18 protein-coding genes are annotated in these 19005 nt (G+C 72.4%); 11 read left to right on the forward strand and 7 right to left on the reverse strand.

Translation table 11 applies throughout. The annotated features are described in order from the left end of the window. Positions 1-76: 76 nt before the first annotated feature. On the reverse strand, positions 77-2356 hold the full coding sequence (locus CXR44_RS30520; RefSeq protein WP_101789605.1) for a HelD family protein: 2280 nt from the start codon (positions 2354-2356) through the stop codon (positions 77-79). Between the two features lie 346 nt (positions 2357-2702). Between CXR44_RS30520 and CXR44_RS30525 the strand changes: the two genes are divergently transcribed. The 4 genes from CXR44_RS30525 to CXR44_RS30540 all read left to right on the forward strand — a co-directional run bounded on the left by CXR44_RS30525 (position 2703) and on the right by CXR44_RS30540 (position 6341). After that, complete coding sequence (locus tag CXR44_RS30525; RefSeq protein WP_101789691.1) at positions 2703-3797, forward strand: Gfo/Idh/MocA family protein; 1095 nt, start codon at positions 2703-2705, stop codon at positions 3795-3797. After that, positions 3794-4714, forward strand: a complete 921-nt coding sequence (locus CXR44_RS30530; RefSeq protein ID WP_245899582.1) for a DUF6807 domain-containing protein — start codon at positions 3794-3796, stop codon at positions 4712-4714. The genes CXR44_RS30525 and CXR44_RS30530 overlap by 4 nt, the downstream gene beginning before the upstream one ends. After that, positions 4711-5430, forward strand: a complete 720-nt coding sequence (locus tag CXR44_RS30535; RefSeq protein ID WP_101789607.1) for a cupin domain-containing protein — start codon at positions 4711-4713, stop codon at positions 5428-5430. The genes CXR44_RS30530 and CXR44_RS30535 overlap by 4 nt, the downstream gene beginning before the upstream one ends. 248 nt (positions 5431-5678) lie before the next feature. Further along, a complete protein-coding gene (locus CXR44_RS30540; RefSeq protein WP_101789608.1) occupies positions 5679-6341 on the forward strand; it encodes a class I SAM-dependent methyltransferase in 663 nt (220 codons plus the stop codon). Between the two features lie 147 nt (positions 6342-6488). Here CXR44_RS30540 and CXR44_RS30545 read toward each other — a convergent pair whose 3' ends face one another. Both CXR44_RS30545 and CXR44_RS30550 read right to left on the reverse strand, forming a co-directional pair. After that, complete coding sequence (locus CXR44_RS30545) at positions 6489-6674, reverse strand: hypothetical protein (protein ID WP_101789609.1); 186 nt, start codon at positions 6672-6674, stop codon at positions 6489-6491. An 89-nt stretch (positions 6675-6763) separates the two neighbouring features. Continuing rightward, positions 6764-7387: a TetR/AcrR family transcriptional regulator gene (locus CXR44_RS30550; protein ID WP_101789610.1), complete on the reverse strand. Its 624-nt coding sequence runs from the start codon at positions 7385-7387 to the stop codon at positions 6764-6766. A 96-nt stretch (positions 7388-7483) separates the two neighbouring features. Between CXR44_RS30550 and CXR44_RS30555 the strand changes: the two genes are divergently transcribed. Further along, positions 7484-8602 (forward strand): serine hydrolase domain-containing protein, encoded by a 1119-nt coding sequence (locus CXR44_RS30555; protein WP_101789611.1) that lies wholly within the window; start codon positions 7484-7486, stop codon positions 8600-8602. A gap of 72 nt (positions 8603-8674) precedes the next feature. Next, positions 8675-9601 carry an ABC transporter substrate-binding protein gene (locus tag CXR44_RS30560; protein ID WP_101789612.1) on the forward strand — a complete coding sequence of 309 codons (927 nt, stop codon included), beginning with the start codon at positions 8675-8677 and terminating at the stop codon, positions 9599-9601. Positions 9602-9771: 170 nt separating this feature from the next. On the opposite strand, the gene CXR44_RS30565 is transcribed toward CXR44_RS30560, so the two are convergent. Continuing rightward, positions 9772-11250: a hypothetical protein gene (locus CXR44_RS30565; RefSeq protein ID WP_101789613.1), complete on the reverse strand. Its 1479-nt coding sequence runs from the start codon at positions 11248-11250 to the stop codon at positions 9772-9774. Positions 11251-11486: 236 nt separating this feature from the next. On the opposite strand from CXR44_RS30565, the gene CXR44_RS30570 reads away from it, so the two are divergent. After that, a complete protein-coding gene (locus CXR44_RS30570; protein WP_101789614.1) occupies positions 11487-11828 on the forward strand; it encodes a DoxX family protein in 342 nt (113 codons plus the stop codon). Positions 11829-11895: 67 nt separating this feature from the next. Here CXR44_RS30570 and CXR44_RS30575 read toward each other — a convergent pair whose 3' ends face one another. Beyond that, positions 11896-12183 carry a hypothetical protein gene (locus tag CXR44_RS30575; RefSeq protein WP_101789615.1) on the reverse strand — a complete coding sequence of 96 codons (288 nt, stop codon included), beginning with the start codon at positions 12181-12183 and terminating at the stop codon, positions 11896-11898. A gap of 181 nt (positions 12184-12364) precedes the next feature. Between CXR44_RS30575 and CXR44_RS30580 the strand changes: the two genes are divergently transcribed. From CXR44_RS30580 to CXR44_RS30595, 4 genes are all read left to right on the forward strand, one after another. After that, complete coding sequence (locus CXR44_RS30580) at positions 12365-12760, forward strand: VOC family protein (protein ID WP_101789616.1); 396 nt, start codon at positions 12365-12367, stop codon at positions 12758-12760. 373 nt (positions 12761-13133) lie between these two features. Further along, the gene (locus CXR44_RS30585; protein WP_101789617.1) at positions 13134-14870 is read left to right on the forward strand and encodes an ABC-F family ATP-binding cassette domain-containing protein; all 1737 of its coding nucleotides are present in this window, start codon (positions 13134-13136) and stop codon (positions 14868-14870) included. 164 nt (positions 14871-15034) lie between these two features. Continuing rightward, positions 15035-16204, forward strand: a complete 1170-nt coding sequence (locus CXR44_RS30590) for an MFS transporter (RefSeq protein WP_101789618.1) — start codon at positions 15035-15037, stop codon at positions 16202-16204. Between the two features lie 142 nt (positions 16205-16346). Beyond that, positions 16347-16793: a winged helix-turn-helix transcriptional regulator gene (locus tag CXR44_RS30595; RefSeq protein WP_101789692.1), complete on the forward strand. Its 447-nt coding sequence runs from the start codon at positions 16347-16349 to the stop codon at positions 16791-16793. A 124-nt stretch (positions 16794-16917) separates the two neighbouring features. On the opposite strand, the gene CXR44_RS30600 is transcribed toward CXR44_RS30595, so the two are convergent. Together CXR44_RS30600 and CXR44_RS30605 are read right to left on the reverse strand one after the other, a co-directional pair. Further along, positions 16918-18081: a thiolase family protein gene (locus tag CXR44_RS30600; protein ID WP_101789619.1), complete on the reverse strand. Its 1164-nt coding sequence runs from the start codon at positions 18079-18081 to the stop codon at positions 16918-16920. 199 nt (positions 18082-18280) lie between these two features. Next, positions 18281-18973, reverse strand: coding sequence for an aspartate/glutamate racemase family protein (locus CXR44_RS30605; RefSeq protein ID WP_101789620.1), 693 nt, complete (start codon positions 18971-18973; stop codon positions 18281-18283). Between the last annotated feature and the right edge of the window lie 32 nt (positions 18974-19005).

Genomic DNA, 19005 nt, shown 5'->3' on the forward strand with positions numbered 1-19005 from the left:
CCGCCCTGAACACCCCGGTGACACCGCCGTCCCGGAAACGCCCTACGGAACGCCGAGCCCCCGGGAGACAGGCATGCTACTCCCTGACCAGCCCCGACAGGACCGGAGGCAGGTCGCCGTCGTGCAGCACGGTCAGCCGCCTGGTCGCCCGCGTGATCGCCACGTACAGGTCCTGCCCGCCCATCGGGGAGCGGGCCAGGATGCCCGCGGGGTCCGCCACCACGACCGCGTCGAACTCCAGCCCCTTGGCCTGCGTCACCGTCAGCGCCACCACCGGGGCCTCCAGGTCGTCACCCGGGAAGAGCGCGGCGACCCGCGGGTGCCACGCCTCGGAGGCGATCACACCCACCCTGCCGTCGCCCACCGCGTCCAGTTCGGCCGCCACCAGCTCGCGCAGCCGTTCCACGCCGCCGCGCACGGCCCGCGGCGGCGTACCGCCCTCACGCACCGACTCCGGCGGCTCCTGGTCCGGGGCGACGGAGCGCAGCACGTCGGCGGCCACCCGCATGATCTCCACGGGCGTGCGGTAGTTGACCAGCAGCCGCTCCTCCCGCCAGCGGCCCGCCAGGTGCGGGTCCAGCACCTGCGCCCACGACCGGGCGCCGGCGGCCGAACCGGTCTGCGCGATGTCGCCCACCACCGTCAGCGACCTGCCCGGGACCCGGCGCATCACGGTCCGCCAGGCCATCGCCGACAGCTCCTGCGCCTCGTCCACGATGACGTGCCCGTACGCCCAGGTGCGGTCGGCCGCCGCCCGCTCCGCCGTGCTCAGCCCGTCGCCGGTGCCGGCATGCCGCTCGGCCAGCATCTCGGCCCGCTGGAAGATGCCCTCCTCCAGCAGGCCGGTGGTCACCAGCACCTCCCGCGCGTAGCGCTCCAGCTCCTCCTCGCTTGCCTCGGCCTCCCGGGCCGCGGCGCGCCGGACCGAGTCGTCCTCGCCGAGCAGCTCGGCCGCCTCGTCCAGCAGCGGGACGTCGCCCACCGTCCACGGCTCGCCCGCCGGGCGTACCAGCGCGGCCCAGTCGAGCCCGGCGGGGACGACCGCGCGCAGCGTCGCGGGGGACGACAGCAACTCGCCCACGAGCCGCTGCGGCGTCAGCTCCGGCCACAGCGCGTCGATCGCCCGCCGGACCGGCTCCAGCGACCACAGCCGCCTGCTCGCCAGCCGGAGGTCCACCTCGTCGAGGTCGTGCTCCAGGTCGAGGGACCCGGCCAGCTCCGGGTCCTCGAGCGCCAGCTCGGCCAGGTGCAGCGACTCCTCGACGGCGCGTGCCTCGGCCCGCGCCAGCTCCTTCAGCAGCTCGGTGACGAACAGCTTGCGCGCCATGTTGTGCGGCAGCCGGACGGCCCGCGCCCGCTCGCGCAACCGCGCGCACACCGCGTGCGGCACCCTCATCGTCACCCCCTCGGCCGTCACCAGCAGGTCGCCGTCGGGCAGCCGCTGCCGGTCGCGCACCGCGGCGGCGACGACGCCGGCCATCCGGGCGTCGCCCTTCACCCGCGCGGTGCGCGGCTCGTCCACCGCCGTCGCTCGCACGCCCGGGAACAGCTCGCCGAGCGTCGCCATCACCACCTGCGTCTCCCCCAGCGCCGGCAGCACGTGACCGATGTAGCGCAGGAACATCGCGTTCGGCCCGATCACCAGGACGCCACGCCGTTCCAGCGTGTCACGGTGGGTGTAGAGGAGGTAGGCGGCGCGGTGCAGCGCGGCGACCGTCTTGCCGGTGCCCGGCCCGCCCTGCACGACCAGCGCTCCCTGCAGCCCGGAGCGGATCACCCTGTCCTGCTCGGTCTGGATGGTGGCGACCACGTCGCCCATCCGGCCGGTACGGCCGCGCCGCAGCGCCGCCAGCAGCGCCGCCTCCCCCACCAGGGCGCGGCGGTCGCTCTCGCTCATCCGCTCCAGGTCGAACACCTCATCGTCCAGCCCCACCACCCTGCGCTGTCTCAGGTGCAGGTGGCGGCGGCGCACCAGTCCCCCGGGGTCGCCGGCGGTGGCCACGTAGAACGGGCGCGCCGCCGGAGCCCGCCAGTCGACGAGCACGGACTCGTTCCCGTCGTCACGCAGGCCGATCCGGCCGACGTAGGTGGTGCGTCCGCCGGCGTCGTCGATGCGGCCGAAGCACAGGCCGCGCTCGACGGCGTGCAGCTGGGCCAGCCGGCGCGCCTGCTCGGCCGCGGTCACCTCACGCTCGACCCGGGCCTGCCGGGTGCCCGGCTCGCCGCCGCTCCCGTGTGCGGCGCGCAGCGCGGCCTCGGCTCGCGCGCGGGCGAGATCGAGCCTGGCGTACAGTGCCGACACCGTACGCTGCTCGCTGTCAAGGGCTTCGGCGCGTACGTCTTGACGATTTGCCATCAGCTGCTATACTCCTATCGGGAGAGTTGTGAAGCTGAGTAACATGTCGAGCTGATCACTCTATCCCGTGGGCGCGTTCCGAGCAAGACTCCGCGCCCATGTCTCGCCGCGAGTCGTCCCCCACTCACCATCACCCCGGCGGATGAACGGCGCCGTCACCCTCGGCACGCCCCAGCCTTGCGCGGGCGCGGAGCCCGCGGCGGCCTTGACGGTCACATCCGCCTCCGGGCAGACTGCGGAATGCGCTTTCCCGCTCCGTTCCCCCTGACAGGAGCACGTGACGCGCGTGCGCCGGGGCAGCGGCGGCACCCTTCAGGCGGCGCCTGACGAGCAGTGAAGGATGGAGATGTCCCCACCGAGCTACCGGGCCGCGATCGTCGGCACCGGTGCGATCGCCACCGCCCACGCCCAGGCCGTGGCCGCCTCCGGCGGACGGGCCCGGCTCGTCGCCGCGGTCGACGTGGACTCCGGCCGGGCCGCGGCGTTCGCCGAGACGTGGCAGGTGCCGCGGGTGCACACCGAGCTGGCCGGCCTGCTGCGGGAGGGCGAGGTGGACCTGGTCCACCTGTGCACCCCGCCGCAGCTGCACGCCCCACTGGCGACGGCCTGCCTGGAGGCGGGCGTGACGGCGCTGGTGGAGAAGCCGCCCACGCTGACGCTGGCCGAGTTCGACGCCCTGATCGAGGCGGAGCGCCGCTCGACGGCGCATGTCGCGACGGTCCTGCAGCACCGCTTCGGCGCGGGCGCGCTGCGGCTGCGCCGCCTGGCGGCGGCCGGCCGGCTGGGCCGCCCGCTGCTGGCGACGTGCGCGACGCAGTGGTACCGCGACGAGGCGTACTACGCCGTGCCGTGGCGCGGCACGTGGGAGAGCGAGGGCGGCGGCCCGACGATGGGCCACGGCATCCACCAGTTCGACCTGCTGCTCTCCGTGCTCGGCCCGTGGAGCGACGTCACCGCGGTCGCGGCCCGCCGAGCCCGGTCCGTCGACACCGAGGACGTGTCGATGGCGCTGGTGACGTTCGAGAGCGGCGCGGTCGCGATGGTCGTCAACTCGGTGGTGTCGCCCCGGCAGACCTCGCAGCTGCGCTTCGACTACGAGCGAGCCACGATCGAGGTGGAGCACCTGTACGGGTACACCGACGACGACTGGACGGTGACACCCGCCCCGGGCCAGGACGCGGTCGCCGGGCTGTGGACGCAGGACTACAGCGACGTGCCGAGCGGCCACGACGGCTGGTTCACGGCGGTGCTCGACGCCCTCGACGCCGGCCAGGCGCCCCCGGTCACCGCCGGGGACGCCCGCCGGACGATGGAGTTCATCGCCGCCCTCTACGCCTCGGCCTTCACCGGCGAGCGGGTACGGGCCGGCGAGGTGCCGGCCGAGTTCGCCCACCGGATGGACGGCTCCGGCACCCCATGGGAGAAGGTGAGGAACACGTGACCTTCCAGGTCAACCACGAGCTGAACCGGTCGCTCGCGGTCGGCTCCGGAGGCGTCGAGCTGTTCGTCTACACCTACCGGCCGGACACTCCGGTCCTGGAGTCCCCCAAGCCGTACCTGCACCCGGTCCGCACCCGCGGAGGGGCGCTGGTGTCGCTGTTCAGGCCGCACGACCACGTCTGGCACAAGGGGATCGCCTGGTCGCTGCCGCACGTCGGCGAGCACAACTTCTGGGGCGGACCGACGTACGTGCCGGGCAGCGCCTACGTGCAGCTCGACAACAACGGCAGCGCCGTGCACCGCGAGATGACCAGACTGGAGGCGTCCGGCGACCGGGTGGAGATCGGGCACACGCTCGACTGGTCGTCCCAGGCGGGCGCGCCGGTCATCGAGGAGCGGCGGTCGCTGACGGCCGTCACGCTGGACGAGGCCACCTGGGCGTTGCTCTTCGGCACGACGATGACGAACGTCTCGGGCGCCACGCTCGCCTTCGGCTCGCCGACGACGAAGGGCCGCGAGAACGCCGGGTACGGCGGCCTGTTCTGGCGCGGACCGCGGTCGTTCACCGGCGGCGTCGTCCAGTCGCCGGCCGGCGCGGGCGGTGACGAGCTGCGCGGCACGCGCGCGGAGTGGTTCGGCTTCCGCGGCCGGCACGACGAGACGGGCGGCTGGTCCACGATCGTCATGGTGGACGACGCGGCCAACCCGCGGCATCCACCGCAGTGGTTCGCCCGCAGCGAGGACTTCGCGTGCCTGTGCCCGGCGCCGTTCTTCAGCGAGGAGGTCGAGCTGCCGCACGGCGAGACGCTGCGCTTCCGGTACGCGGTCGTGGTGGCCGACGGCGACCGGGGCGAGGACGGCACGGCGCTGCTGGCCGGGCAGGGCCGTGCCGCGCTCGCCCGGGAGGCTTCGGCATGACGTTCCCCGGCGGCACGTCGGTCAGCCGGCTGTCGGTCTACTCCGGTCACCCCTGCCCCGACGGACTGGAGGGCGGCACGCCGCATCTGCACACGGCCTCCACCGAGGCGTACGTGGTGGTCGGCGGGCGCGGCGTTCTGCAGACCCTCGACCTGGCCGGCCCGCGCGAGACCGCGCTGGCCCGGGGCTCGACCGTGTGGTTCACCCCCGGCACGATCCACCGGGCCGTCAACCACGGCGACCTGGAGGTGGTCGTCGTCATGCAGAACGCCGGGCTGCCGGAGGCGGGTGACGCCGTCATGACGTTCCCGCCGGAGATCGTCGCCGACCCCGGCCGCTACCGCGAGGCCGCCACCCTGCCGGCGGGGGACCCCGAGGTGGTGGAGGCGGCCGTCCGGCGGCGCCGCGACCTGGCCGTCGAGGGCTTCCTGCGGCTGTCCCGCAGCGCCGCCGAGGGGGACCTCGGGCCGCTGCGGGCCTTCTACGACAGCGCCGTGGCGCTGGTCCGCCCGAACGTCGCCCGCTGGCGCGACATCTGGGAGGCCACCGTCGCCCGGCAGACCCGGGACACCGGCGAGCTGCTCGACGCGCTGGAGCGCGGCGACGGCGCGCACCTGCGGCGGGCCTCGCTCATGGAGAGCCCGCCGCGGAGCCGGTGGGGCATGTGCGGCCACCTGCTGGCCCACGACGTGGCCGACCCGATCGTCCACCCCTGACATCCAGGACGCCGGCGTGCCGGCGCCGGGCACGAAGCGGCCTCCTCGGCCCCCGGCCCGGCTCTCCCTCGACCTCGCGCGCCGCCGGAGTTTGCCGCAGTGGCAAGAAAGCTTTGCCGCGGTGTCGCGGGTGGGCATAGTGCTGTCGCGAACGAGGCGATCGACACGACGTCGCCGCGGCCCGCGTGCCGCCTTCCCCGGCTTGCCCGCCCGGCGCGACCGCGACGTCGGGCGAGAGGAGAACGGACATGACCGACACTTTCCCGGCCGGTGCCGCCCAGGAGTACTGGGAGGCCTTCTACCAGGCCGAGGAGCGGCGATGGAAGGGCACGCCCAACCCGTTGCTCGTGCGCGAGATCGGGTCGCTCGCACGGGGCACCGCCCTGGATCTCGGCTGCGCGGAGGGCGCCGACGCCGTCTGGCTCGCCCGCCGGGGGTGGCGGGTCACCGCGGCCGACGTGTCCCCCACGGCCCTGAGGCGCGCGGCGGCCCACGCGGTCGCGGCAGGCGTGGCGGACCGCGTCGAGTGGGTGTGCCATGATCTGTCGCAGTCGTTCCCCGCGGGGTCCTTCGACCTGGTGTCGGCCCAGTTCCTGCACTCCCCCGTCGCCGCGCGGGGTGAGCGGGAGGCCATCCTGGGCCGGGCGGCCGCGGCGGTGGCGCCGGGCGGAACCCTGCTGATCGCCGGGCATGCCGGGTGGCCGTCCTGGGTGGACGAACCGCCCTTTCCGTATCACTTCCCCACCACCTCCGAGGTGCTCGACAGCCTGCGCCTGGAGCCCGGCCGGTGGCAGGTCGAGGTGGCGGAGGTCGTCGAGCGCGAGCTGGCCTCCCCCGACGGACGGCCGGGGCGGCGCGAGGACAACGTCCTGCGCCTGCGCCGCGTGGGTCAGCCGCCGTACGGGTCGTGACCGGCGTCGCGGGGTCAGCGGGCACGGCCGTACGGGTTGTGACCAGCGTGGGCGTGGTCGGCGGGCAGGGCCGTACGAGTCGTGACCGGCGTCGCGGGGTCGGCGGTTACGGCCGTAGGTGTGGTGACCGGCATGGCGGGTCGGCGGTCACGGCCGGTCGAGGGTGAAGCGACGGGCGGAGAAGGCGACCGGGCCGCTGAAGAGCTCGCGGTCGTCGAAGTCGACGAGCCGGCCGACGCCCGGCGCGGTCGCGACGGCCAGCGTGATGCCGCAGGCTGCGGTGACAGCGCCGGCGTCGCGCAGCAGCTTCCGGCGTTCCGCCGAGTGGAGCATTCGGGCTCCCTGTCCTTCGCGGACGACTATCTCGCGGAGGAGCACAGGACGGGGCGCAGCCGGGCTTGAGCCGCGCCGGTGGCGGCCCGTCAGCCGTAGGCGCGCAGGAACGCCGCCACCGCCGCCTCGGCGAGCCGGTCGAGCTCGGCCTCGGCGTAGGAGCCGCCGCCGCAGAACATGAGCCGGTTGACCGGGATCCACAGCAGCATGCCCATGAAGTGCTCCGCGGCCAGCCGGGGGTCGTCCAGCCGGAGCAGCCCGCGCCCGGCCAGGCGCGCGAAGCAGGAGGCCAGGGTGTCGAGCACGCTCTGGAAGCCCTCCTCGTACCAGGTGCGTCCCACGTCGGGGAAGCGGTCGGCCTCCGCGATGATCAACCGGCGGAGCCGGAGCACGTCGGGCCGCAGCAGGGCGCCGAGGAAGGTGCGGGCCAGCCTGCCGAGGTCCTTCGCCGGGTCGTCGGCGGCGTCGAGCGTGGCGGCGATCGCCCGGGTGAGGTCGTCGAACTCGCCGGCGGTGGCGGTGATGACGTCGGTGAAAAGCTGCTCCTTGTCGGTGAAGTGCTTGTAGACGGTCTGCTTCGACACCGCCGCGAGCGCCGCCACCTCGTCCATGCTGGCGCCGACGTAGCCGTTGCGCAGAAAGACCGCCCTGGCCGCGTCGAGGATCTGCCTGCGCTTGCGTGCCGTCCGGCCCTCTTCCACGTCCGCCGTCATGTGCTTCCTTTCGTCGATGCGGAAACAGTACTAGACAGTTCCGTACCGGCGCCAGTACTGTACCGTCCAGTTCCGATCGAGAGAGGCAGATCCATCATGAGCGATCTTCAGAAGCAGGTGCAGGCGGCCGCCGACGAGCTGGTCGAGTCGGGCCAGGAGCGCGGCCTGCAGGTGGCCGTCTACCGCGGCGGCGAGCAGGTGGTGGACGTGGTGGCGGGCGTGGCCGACCCCGAGACCGGGCGGCCGGTCACGTCCGACACCCCGTTCTACAACTTCTCCATCGGCAAGGGCGCGACCGCGACCGTCGCCCACGTGCTCGCCGAGCGCGGCCTGTTCGGTTATGACACCCCCGTGGCGGAGCTGTGGCCGGAGTTCGCCGCGCACGGCAAGGGCGGCGTGACCGTGCGCCACGTGCTCTCGCATACGGCCGGGGTGCCCGGGATCCCGCTGCACACGACGCCCGAGGACGTCTGCGACTGGGGGACCATGGTCGCCGCCCTGGAGGACGCCGAGCTGTGGTGGGAACCGGGCACCAAGATGGGCTACCACGCCTACACCTTCGGGTTCCTCGTCGGCGAGATCGTACGGCGGGCCACCGGCAAGCCCATCTCGCAGGTGCTGCGCGAGGAGGTCAGCGGGCCGCTCGGCGTGGCCGACGAGCTCTACTTCGGCATGCCCGCCGCCGAGCACCACCGCCTGGCGCGGCTGGAGGACGCCCCCATGGAGATGTCGGCGGACATGCCGTCGTTCGAGGACATGCCGGCGGACCTGCCGATGTTCAAGGCGGGACCGATGACCCTGATGCCCACCGCCGAGCTGGGCAGCCGGCCCGACTACCTGTCCGCCGACATCCCCGCCGGCGGCAAGACCTCGGCCCGGGCCATCGCCCGCATGTACGCGGCGCTGCTCGGCGAGGTGGACGGCACGCGGCTGATCTCGCCCGGACGCCTGCGCGAGGTGACGTCCGTGGCGTCCGGCGGCGTGGACGAGGTGTTCGGCATGCCGGCGACGTGGGGGCTCGGCTACGGCATCGGCCGGCCGGACTCCTCGGCCGAGCAGACGCCGACGGTGTTCGGCATGGCCGGGGCCGGGGGCAGCGCCGCCTACGCGGACACCGCCACCGGCGTCACCGTCGCCATCACCAAGAACCGGCTGACCAACGACTTCGGCGTGGTGACCCTGATCGGCGACATCGTCGCCAGGGCCTCTCACTGAACCCCTGTGGGAGACGCAGAACCAGGCGTGTGATACTTAGGGTTGCCTAACCTAATCGATCAAGGAACACCCATGCGCCTACGCCTGGCCGTCGCCGCCATGCTCCCCCTTCTCGCCCTCACCGCCTGCGGCTCGTCCGGCCCCGCTCAGGAGGCGGGTCCGACGAGGACCGTCAAGCACGCCATGGGTGAGACGAAGGTGCCGATGACCCCCAAGCGGGTCGTGGTACTCGACACGGACAAGCTCGACACGATGGTCTCGCTCGGCCTGGCGCCGGTCGGCGCGGCGCAGGCGCAGGACAGCCAGAAGTGGCCCGCGTACCTGGGCTCGGCCCTGTCCGCCACCAAGACGGTCGGCACCCTGCAGGCGCCGAACATCGAGGCCATCATGGCGCTCAAGCCCGACCTCATCCTGGGCTCCAAGTTCCGGCAGGCCGCCTTCTACGACAAGCTCAGCAAGATCGCCCCCACGGTGTTCACGGAGCGGGTCGGCGTCACGTGGAAGGAGAACTTCCTGCTCGACGCCGAGGCACTGGGCAAGAAGGACAAGGCCGCGCAACTGCTGTCCGCGTACGAGAGCCGGGCCAAGGAGGTCGGCGGCAGGTTCTCGAAGGTGCAGGTCGGCATCGTGCGCTTCATGCCGACCGAGATCCGCATGTACGGCCCCGAGTCCTTCAGCGGCATCGTGGTGGGCGACGCCGGCATCGCCCGGCCGGAGCCGCAGCGGCTCTCCGGCCAGCAGGACAAGCGCTTCGGCAAGCTGAGCCAGGAGAACATCGCCCAGGCCGACGCCGACGTGATCTTCTACAGCGCGTACGGCGAGGCGGCCGCCGAGGCGCAGGCCAAGGTGACCGCCGGGCCGCTGTGGAAGAAACTGAAGGCGGTCACGTCGGGCAACGCCCACAACGTGGACGACGAGATCTGGATGCTCGGCATCGGCGTCACGGCGGCCGGCAAGATCCTGGACGACCTGGCCGAACACCTGGCCCCGCTGGCCTGACCGCGACCCGCCGACCTGACCGCGACCCGCCGACCTGACCGCGACTCCCTGGCCTGACCGCGACCCGGTGGCGGGCGTGGGAGACGGCGGAGGTCCGGCGGCGGGCGAGGCGGTTCATTCTGCTCGGGTTCGGGCCGGAGACGCCCCGGCTCCATCGGTCGCGCGAGGGGTCAGAACGAGACGACGGCGGTTGCGAAGGCGTCGATGACGACCGGCTCCCCCGGCCGCACCGGTGTGCGCACCGGTGCGGCCGCGCCGCTGCCGACACCCGTCTGTTCCACCTGGCCGGGACGGCCGTCCTGGGCGGTGATCGCGACGCCGACGGGCTCGTCCGTCTTGTTGACGAGCAGGAGCTTGCGATCGCCGCCCACCGTGACGAAGCCCTGAGCGTGGATCCGGTTGTCGGGGTAGCCGAACACCGAGCTGCTCGTGGTGACGAGAGAGTCGCCGGCGGCGAAGTGCCGCAGCAGCAACTGGAGCGCGCGGTAGCGGGCGTTGGGCGCGCCGGTGTCCCAGTCGATGAGCGTCGCGCCGGGGATCATGCCCGGATAGTCCATGAACTCGGCGATGCCGACGAGGTCCACGCCGAGTTCGACGAGCCGGGCCCACAGGTAGGACTGCAGCGCCGCGCTGAGCGACCAGTACTCCTCCGGGATCGTGGGGGCCGGGTTCATGAGGTCAGGGGGGTAGGTGCCCACTTCGTTGATGAAGGTCCGGGTCGCGGGTGCGAGCCGGCGGCGGATGGCGTCGATGTGGCGGACCTGGTCGAGGAACGCCTCGGCCTGGGCGAAGAAGAGTCCTCGCCAGTGTTCATAGGGGGCGTTGCCGTGCTCCGAGACCGGGTTCACGATCTCCGGGAAGGCGTAGAAGTGATAGGAGATCGCGTCCGGCGCCACGCCGTCGGCGTGGTTCGCCGGGTCGAGGAAGTGCCAGAAGTACTCCGGTTCGCGGGCGACGGGGCTCAGCGACAGCCCGATGAACTTCATCTCGGGATCGAGGGGGCGTAGCCGCTCCACGACGGCGCCGTACAGCCGCGTGTACGACTCGGGCGGGATGCGGTGGCCCATGTCGGGCTCGCACAGCACTTCCCAGTACGCGAAGCGGTAGTGGTGGCCCGACTCGTGCCGGCGGCCGAGCTCGTCGGTGAAACCGCCCGCGATGTACCAGCTCGCGATCCGGTAGAAGTAGTCGACGACCTCGTTCAGCGTGGGATCGCGCAGCTCGGTGCCCTGCTCGTATTCCCAGTGGATCTCGCCAGGGTCCTCCGCGACCGGCACCGGCTCGGGGGTGACGAACATCCACGAGGGGATCGTGGCGAAGTCGGCCACGACCGGCCTGCCCTGCGCCGCGTTCATGAAGTCTTCCACGAAGGGATCGAGAAGGGCGAAATCCCACGACGTCTCACTGGTGGTGGGCGGGGTCAGGGCGGGCACCGCCAGGCGGGGATGGGAGTACCAGGGCAGGAACCGCGCAAGGTCGGCGTTGAGGTCGCGCAGCGCGCCGAACGCCTTGTCGTGGATCGGCGAATCACGACGCAGCGGCGGGGCGGTCCACACGTGCGTGGTCAACGTCGTGCGCGACACGCCTGTCCTGGCGTTCCAGTCGAGGAGCACCTCGGTGGGCGGCGGCTGCGGCGGTTCGACCGTCATGGCTTCTCTCCTGTCGCTACGGGACCCAGTTCCAGAGCGTGGGACCGGGATCATATAGCTACACTAGTGTAGCTACAGTACTGTAGCTATAGATCGACGCGGCTCCTCGCATGTGACGCACGTCACGCTCGCCGCCGGTCACATCGCCCTGGGGCGCCGGGTCAAGGCAGTGACGGACTCACCGATCACGCAGCCGCGGCCCCGGCCCGGCGTCACCGAAGCAAGGAGCACCCCAGATGGTTCACGTCGTCGTCACCGTTCTCGCCGCCGCGTGGGTGGCTTTCTCCGCCTACGCCGTCCTCAGCCGCGCGGCGTGGGTCGTCGGGCCGCTCGCCTCGTACGGTGTCCCGCGCTCATGGTGGCCCTGGCTCGGTGCCGCCAAGGCCGCGGGCGCAGCGGGCCTGCTGGTCGGCCTGTTCGTGCCGCCGATCGGCACGCTGGCCGGAGTGGGCCTGGTCCTGTACTTCGCCGGGGCCGTCGTCACCGTGCTCCGCGCACGCTCCTACGCGACCGTCGCCTACCCGCTGCTGTACCTCGGGCCGGTTGTCGCCGCCCTCGTCCTGGGCTCCGCCGCCTGACCGCACGGGCCCGGCCCCGGCCCCCACGTCCCCGCCGCCATCGACCGGTTCCCCCAGGGGAGCCGGTCTAAGGGAGTGAGAGGCGGCGGATGCGGTCGTCGGCGCCGAGGATGCGGAGGGCCCGGACGAGGGGTTCGGAGTGGATCTCCCTCTCGTCGCGGTCGTACATCAGCGTGAGCGCGTCGCGGAGCCTGGCGGCCTCCGTCACCAGCGCCTGGGCGGCGTTGACGCCGGTGTAGGTGTGCTCGGCCGAGGCAGGGTTGATCCGGCCCAGGAGTTCGAGGATGCGCAGGTAGTGATCGAGGAAGTCCTGCTCGGCGCGGGTCAGGGCGGGAAGCGGTCGCTCGGGCTCCATCGGGTCCATCCCTGGGAACGGGGTTCTGGACGTTCAGGCTACTGATCACCGACAGGAAGGCCAAACTCGTCCGCACCGCGCCCGGACGACCGGGACGACTTCTGGCTCATAAGGTTTGACTTATATAAGCGTGGACTGAAACACTCTCCTGGACACCGGCATCACAGACGGGAGTGTCGACATGACACAGAAGATCATGACGTTTCTCATGTTCCAGGGGCAGGCCGAGGAGGCGATGACGTTCTACACGTCGCTGTTCGACGACGCCGAGATCGTCTCCGTCACCCGCTACGGCCCCGGCCAGCCGGGCGCCGAGGGGACGGTGCAGCACGCCGTCTTCACCCTGGCGGGGCAGCCGTACATGGCCATCGACAGCAACGTGCGGCACGACTTCACCTTCACCCCGGCGATCTCGCTGTACGTGACCTGCGCGTCGGAGGCGGAGATCGAGCGGCTGTACGCGGCGCTGTCGGAGAAGGGCGCGACCATGATGCCGCTCGACTCCTACGGCTTCAGCTCCCGCTTCGCCTGGGTCAGCGACCGGTTCGGAGTCTCCTGGCAGCTCAACCTCCCCTGACCCAGGGGCCCCTCTCGCTCGCGGGGCGGGACGCCGGGCGCGGCCGGGCCGCTCGTGCCCGGCCGCCGTGGCGGCGCGCCGATCCTCGGCCGGGCCGCCACGGGAACGACTGCGCTACAGTCGTAGGGTCCTGTTGTCTCCGATAGAGGTGGACATTGCGCATCTGAGGTCCGCGACCACCACGCGGCACGGCGACCGCCCGTGCTCCGTCACGTCGAGCAGGCTTCTCGCCGCCCGTGACCCCGCGTGGAAAGCGACCTCGGTGCATGAGCCCTCCGCGCCCTGCGGAGGGCCGCGTCCGTTCCCGGTCCGCCGCCGCCTGGTGCTCGCATCCGAAGCCCCGCTCCTTCGACATGCGACTGCGAGAACCATCATGGCTCATCCCATCACCCCCAGCGCCTCGGTGACCTGCTCGGCCCTGACCTTCCGGTGGCCGGACGGCACGACCGTCTTCGACGGGTTGTCCCTGACCGTCGGCCGGGGCCGTACCGGATTGGTCGGCTCCAACGGGTCGGGCAAGTCGACCCTGCTCCGGCTGCTCGCCGGCGAGCTGCGGCCCGCCCACGGGTCCGTGACCGTCGGCGGCCACCTGGCGTACCTGCCGCAGAACATCACCCTCGACACGGGACTCCGCGTCGACCAGGCCCTGGGCGTCGCCGAGCGGCGTGCCGCGCTGCACGCCATCGAGGCCGGAGACGCCGGCGCGCGGCACTTCGAGACGATCGGCGACGACTGGGACGTCGAGGAGCGGACCCTCGCCATGCTCGGCTCCCTCGGGCTCGGCCACGTCGAGCTGGACCGCCCCGTCGGGCGGCTGTCCGGCGGCGAGACGGTCCTGCTGCGGCTGGCCGCGCTCCTGCTCGAACGGCCCGACGTGCTGCTGCTCGACGAGCCGACCAACAACCTCGACCTGTTCGCCCGCCGCAGGCTCTACGAGGCCGTCGACACCTGGCGGTCCGGCACGCTGATCGTGGTCAGCCACGACCGCGACCTGCTGGAGCGGGTGGACCGCATCGCCGAGCTGCGGTCCGGCGAGGTCGACTGGTACGGCGGCGGCTTCTCGGCCTACGAGGAAGCCGTCGCCGTCCAGCGGGAGGCGGCCGAGCGAACCTTGCGAGCCGCCGAGGCGGACGTGCGACGCCAACGGCGCGAGCTGGAGGAGACCCAGGTCAAGCTGGCCCGCCGGCAACGGCACAACAAGAAGATGGACGACCAGCGGCGCGCCTCGCGCATCGTCGCCGGTGAGCGCAAGCGGTCCTCGCAGGAGTCGGCGGGCCGGCTGCGCGGCCTGCAGGAGGACCGTCTGCGGGACGCGCACGAGCGGCGTGAGGAGGCGGCCGACGCGATCCGCGACGACGCGGAGATCCGGGTGAGCCTTCCCCACACCGCCGTGCCGGCCGGTCGCACGGTGTTCAGCCTGGAGGGGCTGAGCCTGCCCTTCGGGCGGCTGCGCGACGCCGACCTGCGCGTGCACGGGCCCGAACGGATCGCGCTGGTCGGGCGCAACGGCGCTGGCAAGACCACGCTGCTGCGCACTCTCACCGGCGAGCTGGCGCCGCTGTCCGGTGCGGCCAGGGTGCACGTGCCGCTGCGGTTCCTGCCGCAGCGGCTCGACGTGCTGGACGACGGGCTGAGCGTCGCGGCGAACGTGGCCCGCATGGCTCCCGAGGTCACCGAGAACCACATCCGCTCCCAGCTCGCCCGGTTCCTGTTCAAGGGGGCGCGCGCCGAACAGCCGGTGGGCACCCTGTCGGGCGGCGAACGGTTCCGCGCGGCCCTCGCGGCGACGATGCTCGCCTCCCCGCCGCCGCAGCTGCTGATGCTGGACGAGCCGACGAACAACCTCGACATGGCGAGCGTGCGGCAGCTCACCGGCGCGCTCGCCGCCTACGAGGGGGCGCTGCTGGTCGCCAGCCACGACCTTGCCTTCCTGGAGTCGGTCGGCGTCACCCGCTGGCTGCTCCTCGGCGAGGACCTGCGGGAGACCAGCGCCGACGACGTCCGCGACGTGCTCGCCGATCCGGAGTCGGGCCGCGGCCGGACGACCGGGGCGCGGGCCGGCGGCGAGGCCGCGGCGGAGGCGGAGCCAACGGACGAGGCCACCGGCTGACGAAGCGGCTGCGTCCTTCCGCCGGGACGCACGGCGGGTGGTCCGAAGGTCAGGAGAAATCCTCACCCGTGGGAATGGACGACAATCTCTAACGGTTAGATAGTTTGCTAGCCGTTAGAAATCAGTCGAGAGGCCTGCGGGCCGACCACGTCCGGGGAGTGACCATGACCACCCGCGCAGCCGCCACCGAGCCGACGACGGATCCGAGGAGCGCTGCCGGGGAGCGGGTGGCGTGGGCGGGACTGGCGGCGATGACGGTCTCGTTCGGGCTGAACTTCTCCGCCGGCGTCTTCTTCGCCCCGGCCGCCGCCGCGTACGGGGTGGACGCCACCGCTCTCGCCGTGGCGGCAGCGCTCAGCACCGCGCTGACCGGCGTGTTACAGCCGGTCATCGGCATCCTGCTGGACCGCGTCGGCGCCAAAGTCGTGCTCGTGACCGGGCTGCTCCTCATGGCGGCCAGCTACCTGGCACTCGCGGTGGTGCAGCAGACCTGGCACTTCGTCGCCGCCTATCTGGTGCTCGGTGGGCTCGGTTTCGCCTCCTCGTCGAGCCTCGCGGTCACCACCCTCCTCGGACGCGTCTACGGCCAGAGCGCCGGTCCCGCTCTGGCCCGCGCCGCTGTCGGCATCAACCTGGGACAACTGCTGGTGCCGTGGGCCGCGACCAGCCTGTTCGAACCCGTGGGCGTCCGCGCCACCTACGCCCTGCTCGGCGGCGCCGCGCTCGCCGCCACCGCCGTGCTGGCGCTCGTCCTGCCCAGGGACCGCTTCTGGGCCTCGGTCGCCGGCCGGGAGAGCCTGCGAGGACGCATGCGCATGCTCGTCTCCTTCGGTCTGCACGCGGCCACCCTGTACGTGATGGTCCTGCTGCTCCCCAAGCACGCCGCCGAGCTGGGCTGGACCGTCGCCGACGCGGGCAGGCTGGTCGCGGTCGCCGCGGTCGCCGCCGGGATCACCTCGGCGGCGACGGCCCGGCTCCTGCGCCGGCACCGGCCCGAGACGCTGCTGCGTACCCTGCACCTGGTGCGGGCGCTGTCGCTGGCGCTGGCCGCCGTCGCGGACCGGCCCGCCGCGCTGGTCACGGTCGCGGTGCTGTTCGGCATCGCGTCCTTCCCCGTGATCCCGCTGACCATGGCCGTGCTCTCCCACGGCCTGGACCGCTCGAGGATGGGCCGCACCTTGGCCCCGGCCTGGGTGATCCACCAGCTGTCGGCGGCCGCGGGGCTGGCGGTCGCCGCCGTCCTGCACGCCGTCTTCGGCGGCTACCACCCCTACTTCGCCCTCGGCCTGCTGCTCAGCCTCGCCGCCGCACTCCTCGTGTCCACCAACGCGTGATCGTGGCCGGACCGCCGAGGCTGCCCGCCATCACACCGTACGAGCCGGGTGGCGCCGAACTGGCGGAGTACACCGGGCGATACGACCCAGGACCGGCCGTCGCCGGTGGGTCACGAGGGGTGGAGAGACTATGCTGCGCAGCATGCCGAAGGACGCACAACCGCGCGAGTGCTCCATCGCCGACACCCTGGACCTCGTCGGCGAACGGTGGAGCCTCCTCGCCATTCGTGAGCTCAGCTACGGCGTCCGGCGCTTCGACCAGATCGTCCGCAACACCGGCGCTCCCCGCGACATCCTGACCGCCAGGCTCCGCAAGCTGGAGGCCGCGAGGATCGTTCGCCGTGAACGCTACAGCGATCAGCCTGTCCGGCATGAGTACCACCTCACGCCCGCCGGCGTGGAGCTGTGCGACGTTCTGATCGTCCTGATGAGGTGGGGCGATCGTCACCTGCATCCCGACGATCCTCCCGTCCGCTGGCGGCATTCCTGCGGTCAGACCCTCGACCCCCTGCTGATCTGCAGCCACTGCGGCGGCGAGGCACGGGTGGGCGCCCACACCCCCACCGGCCGGGGCGCCCTGACCTTCTGACGCCCTCGCCCGAAAGGGGTGGGCCTTCGCCCTGCCGGGAGCGGCCTGGAGCGGCCCTTTACATTGTAGATTCATAGATGGCTCTCGAGCGCTTTCGCCTCGTCGCCGGACGACCGGGCCGTGATCAGAGCCTCTCGACGACGGTCGCGTTGGCCATGCCGCCGGCCTCGCACATGGTCTGCAGGCCGTAGCGGCCGTCGCGATCCTCCAGGGCATGCAGCAGGGTGGTCATGATGCGGGCACCACTGGCACCGAGCGGATGACCGAGGGCGATCGCGCCGCCGCGCACGTTCACCCGGGACAGATCGGCGCCGGTCTCCCGGGCCCAGGCCAGGACGACGGAGGCGAACGCCTCGTTCACCTCGAACAGGTCGATGTCGGAGAGCGTGAGGCCGCCACGGGCCAGGACCTTGCGGGTGGCGGGGATGATCGCAGTGAGCATGAGCAGAGGATCGTCGCCCACGACGGCGAAGGAGTGGAACCGGGCGCGGGGCCGCAGCCCGAGTCGCTCGGCCGTGTCGGCGCCCATGACCAGCACCGCGGCGGCGCCGTCGTTGACGGGGGAGGCGTTGCCCGCGGTGACCTTCCAGCCGATCTCCGGGAACCGGCCGGCGACCGCCGGGTCGTAGTAGGCGGGCCTGAGGCCGGCGAGGATCTCCGGTGAGGTGTCCGGGCGCACGGTCTCGTCGCGGGCGCCGGCCCAGGCGACCTCCCGATCGAACTCGCCGTTCTTCCACGCCTCGGCGGCGCGGCGGTGCGACTCGTACGCGTAGGCGTCCAGTTCCTCTCGGGACAGGTCCCAGCGGGCGGCGATCAGTTCGGCGCTGAACCCCTGCGGGACGAGGCCGTCCGGGTAGCGTCGGGCCAGCATCGAGCCGAAGGGGTCGCTCCCGGGAAGCACGGCCGAGCCCATCGGGACGCGCGACATCGACTCGACACCGCAGGCGACCACGATGTCGTACGCTCCGCTTCGCACGCCCTGCGCGGCGATGTGCAGGGCCTGCTGGGACGAGCCGCACTGCCGGTCCACGGTCATGCCGGGCACGCTCTCGGGGAATCCGGCGGCCAGCACGGCCGTGCGGGTGAGGTTGACCGCCTGCTCGCCGGCCTGCGTCACGACGCCGCCGATGACGTCGTCCACCAGCGCCGGGTCGATGCCCGCCCGCTCGATCAGCGCCTGGAGCGTGCGGGCGAGGAGATCGGCGGGATGCTCGCCGTGCAGTGCCCCGCTCGGCTTGCCCCTGCCCATCGGGGTGCGAACCGCCTCCACGATCACCGCGTCCCGCATGATTCCTCCATCGGTTTGATTTTCCAACTAAGCAGGTCTCGGACGATACAGCAGTCGATTGCGACGGACAATCACCCGACAGGCGAACCGAGCGGGCGCGGACCCGCTCGGCATGGTGCCGACCGTCTCCGGCGGGCGACCGGGCCCTGTCCCCCGGCCGCCCGCCGGAGCGATCCCCGCGACGCTCCCGCCCGCCGTCTCAGGTGAGCGCGAGGTCCAGCGCGGCCTCGACGTGGATACGGGTGGAGTCGAACACCGGCACCGGGCTGTCCGCGGGGCCCACCAGCAGCGTGATCTCGGTGCAGCCGAGCACGATCCCCTCCGCCCCGCGGTCTGCCAGGCCGGCCATGATCCGCCGGTAGGCGTCGCGGGAGGAGCTCTCGATCCGGTCGCGGGTGAGCTCCTGGTAGATCACGTCGTGGACCAGCGTGCGGTCCGGCTCCTGCGGCACCAGCACCTCCACGTCGTACCGGCGCATCCGCTCGCGGTAGAAGTCCATCTCCATCGTGAAGCGGGTGCCCAGCAGCCCGATCCTGGTGAGCCCGGCGGCGGTGATCCGCCGGGCGGTCGCGTCGACGATGTGCACGAACGGCACCGTCAGCGCCGCCTCCACGGCGTCCGCGACCTGGTGCATCGTGTTCGTGCACAGCAGTACCAGGTCCGCGCCCGCCCGCTCCACCGTCGTGGCCGCCTCGGCGAGCAGCCGTCCCCCGCCCTCCCAGTCGCCCGCCCGCTGTATCGCCTCGATCTCGGCGAAGTCGACGGTGAGCAGCACGCTCCGGGCGCCGTGGTGGCCGCCCAGTCTGCGGCGGGCCTCCTCGTTCAGCATCCGGTAGTACGCGGCGGAGGATTCCCAGCTCATGCCGCCGATCAGGCCGATGGTTCGCGTCATGGAGCCAGCCTGCCGTGCGCGCCTGCTCATAG

Source organism: Nonomuraea indica, from assembly GCF_002850745.1.
Classification (GTDB): domain Bacteria; phylum Actinomycetota; class Actinomycetes; order Streptosporangiales; family Streptosporangiaceae; genus Nonomuraea; species Nonomuraea indica.

Bases quoted from the DNA above. Each gene is read 5' to 3' on its own strand.
- CXR44_RS30520 (WP_101789605.1), bottom strand. From the start codon at position 2,356: ATGGCAAATCGTCAAGACGTACGCGCCGAAGCCCTTGACAGCGAGCAG.
- CXR44_RS30525 (WP_101789691.1), top strand. From the start codon at position 2,703: ATGTCCCCACCGAGCTACCGGGCCGCGATCGTCGGCACCGGTGCGATC.
- CXR44_RS30535 (WP_101789607.1), top strand. From the start codon at position 4,711: ATGACGTTCCCCGGCGGCACGTCGGTCAGCCGGCTGTCGGTCTACTCC.
- CXR44_RS30540 (WP_101789608.1), top strand. From the start codon at position 5,679: ATGACCGACACTTTCCCGGCCGGTGCCGCCCAGGAGTACTGGGAGGCC.
- CXR44_RS30545 (WP_101789609.1), bottom strand. From the start codon at position 6,674: ATGCTCCACTCGGCGGAACGCCGGAAGCTGCTGCGCGACGCCGGCGCT.
- CXR44_RS30550 (WP_101789610.1), bottom strand. From the start codon at position 7,387: ATGACGGCGGACGTGGAAGAGGGCCGGACGGCACGCAAGCGCAGGCAG.
- CXR44_RS30555 (WP_101789611.1), top strand. From the start codon at position 7,484: ATGAGCGATCTTCAGAAGCAGGTGCAGGCGGCCGCCGACGAGCTGGTC.
- CXR44_RS30560 (WP_101789612.1), top strand. From the start codon at position 8,675: ATGCGCCTACGCCTGGCCGTCGCCGCCATGCTCCCCCTTCTCGCCCTC.
- CXR44_RS30565 (WP_101789613.1), bottom strand. From the start codon at position 11,250: ATGACGGTCGAACCGCCGCAGCCGCCGCCCACCGAGGTGCTCCTCGAC.
- CXR44_RS30570 (WP_101789614.1), top strand. From the start codon at position 11,487: ATGGTTCACGTCGTCGTCACCGTTCTCGCCGCCGCGTGGGTGGCTTTC.
- CXR44_RS30575 (WP_101789615.1), bottom strand. From the start codon at position 12,183: ATGGAGCCCGAGCGACCGCTTCCCGCCCTGACCCGCGCCGAGCAGGAC.
- CXR44_RS30580 (WP_101789616.1), top strand. From the start codon at position 12,365: ATGACACAGAAGATCATGACGTTTCTCATGTTCCAGGGGCAGGCCGAG.
- CXR44_RS30585 (WP_101789617.1), top strand. From the start codon at position 13,134: ATGGCTCATCCCATCACCCCCAGCGCCTCGGTGACCTGCTCGGCCCTG.
- CXR44_RS30590 (WP_101789618.1), top strand. From the start codon at position 15,035: ATGACCACCCGCGCAGCCGCCACCGAGCCGACGACGGATCCGAGGAGC.
- CXR44_RS30595 (WP_101789692.1), top strand. From the start codon at position 16,347: ATGCCGAAGGACGCACAACCGCGCGAGTGCTCCATCGCCGACACCCTG.
- CXR44_RS30600 (WP_101789619.1), bottom strand. From the start codon at position 18,081: ATGCGGGACGCGGTGATCGTGGAGGCGGTTCGCACCCCGATGGGCAGG.
- CXR44_RS30605 (WP_101789620.1), bottom strand. From the start codon at position 18,973: ATGACGCGAACCATCGGCCTGATCGGCGGCATGAGCTGGGAATCCTCC.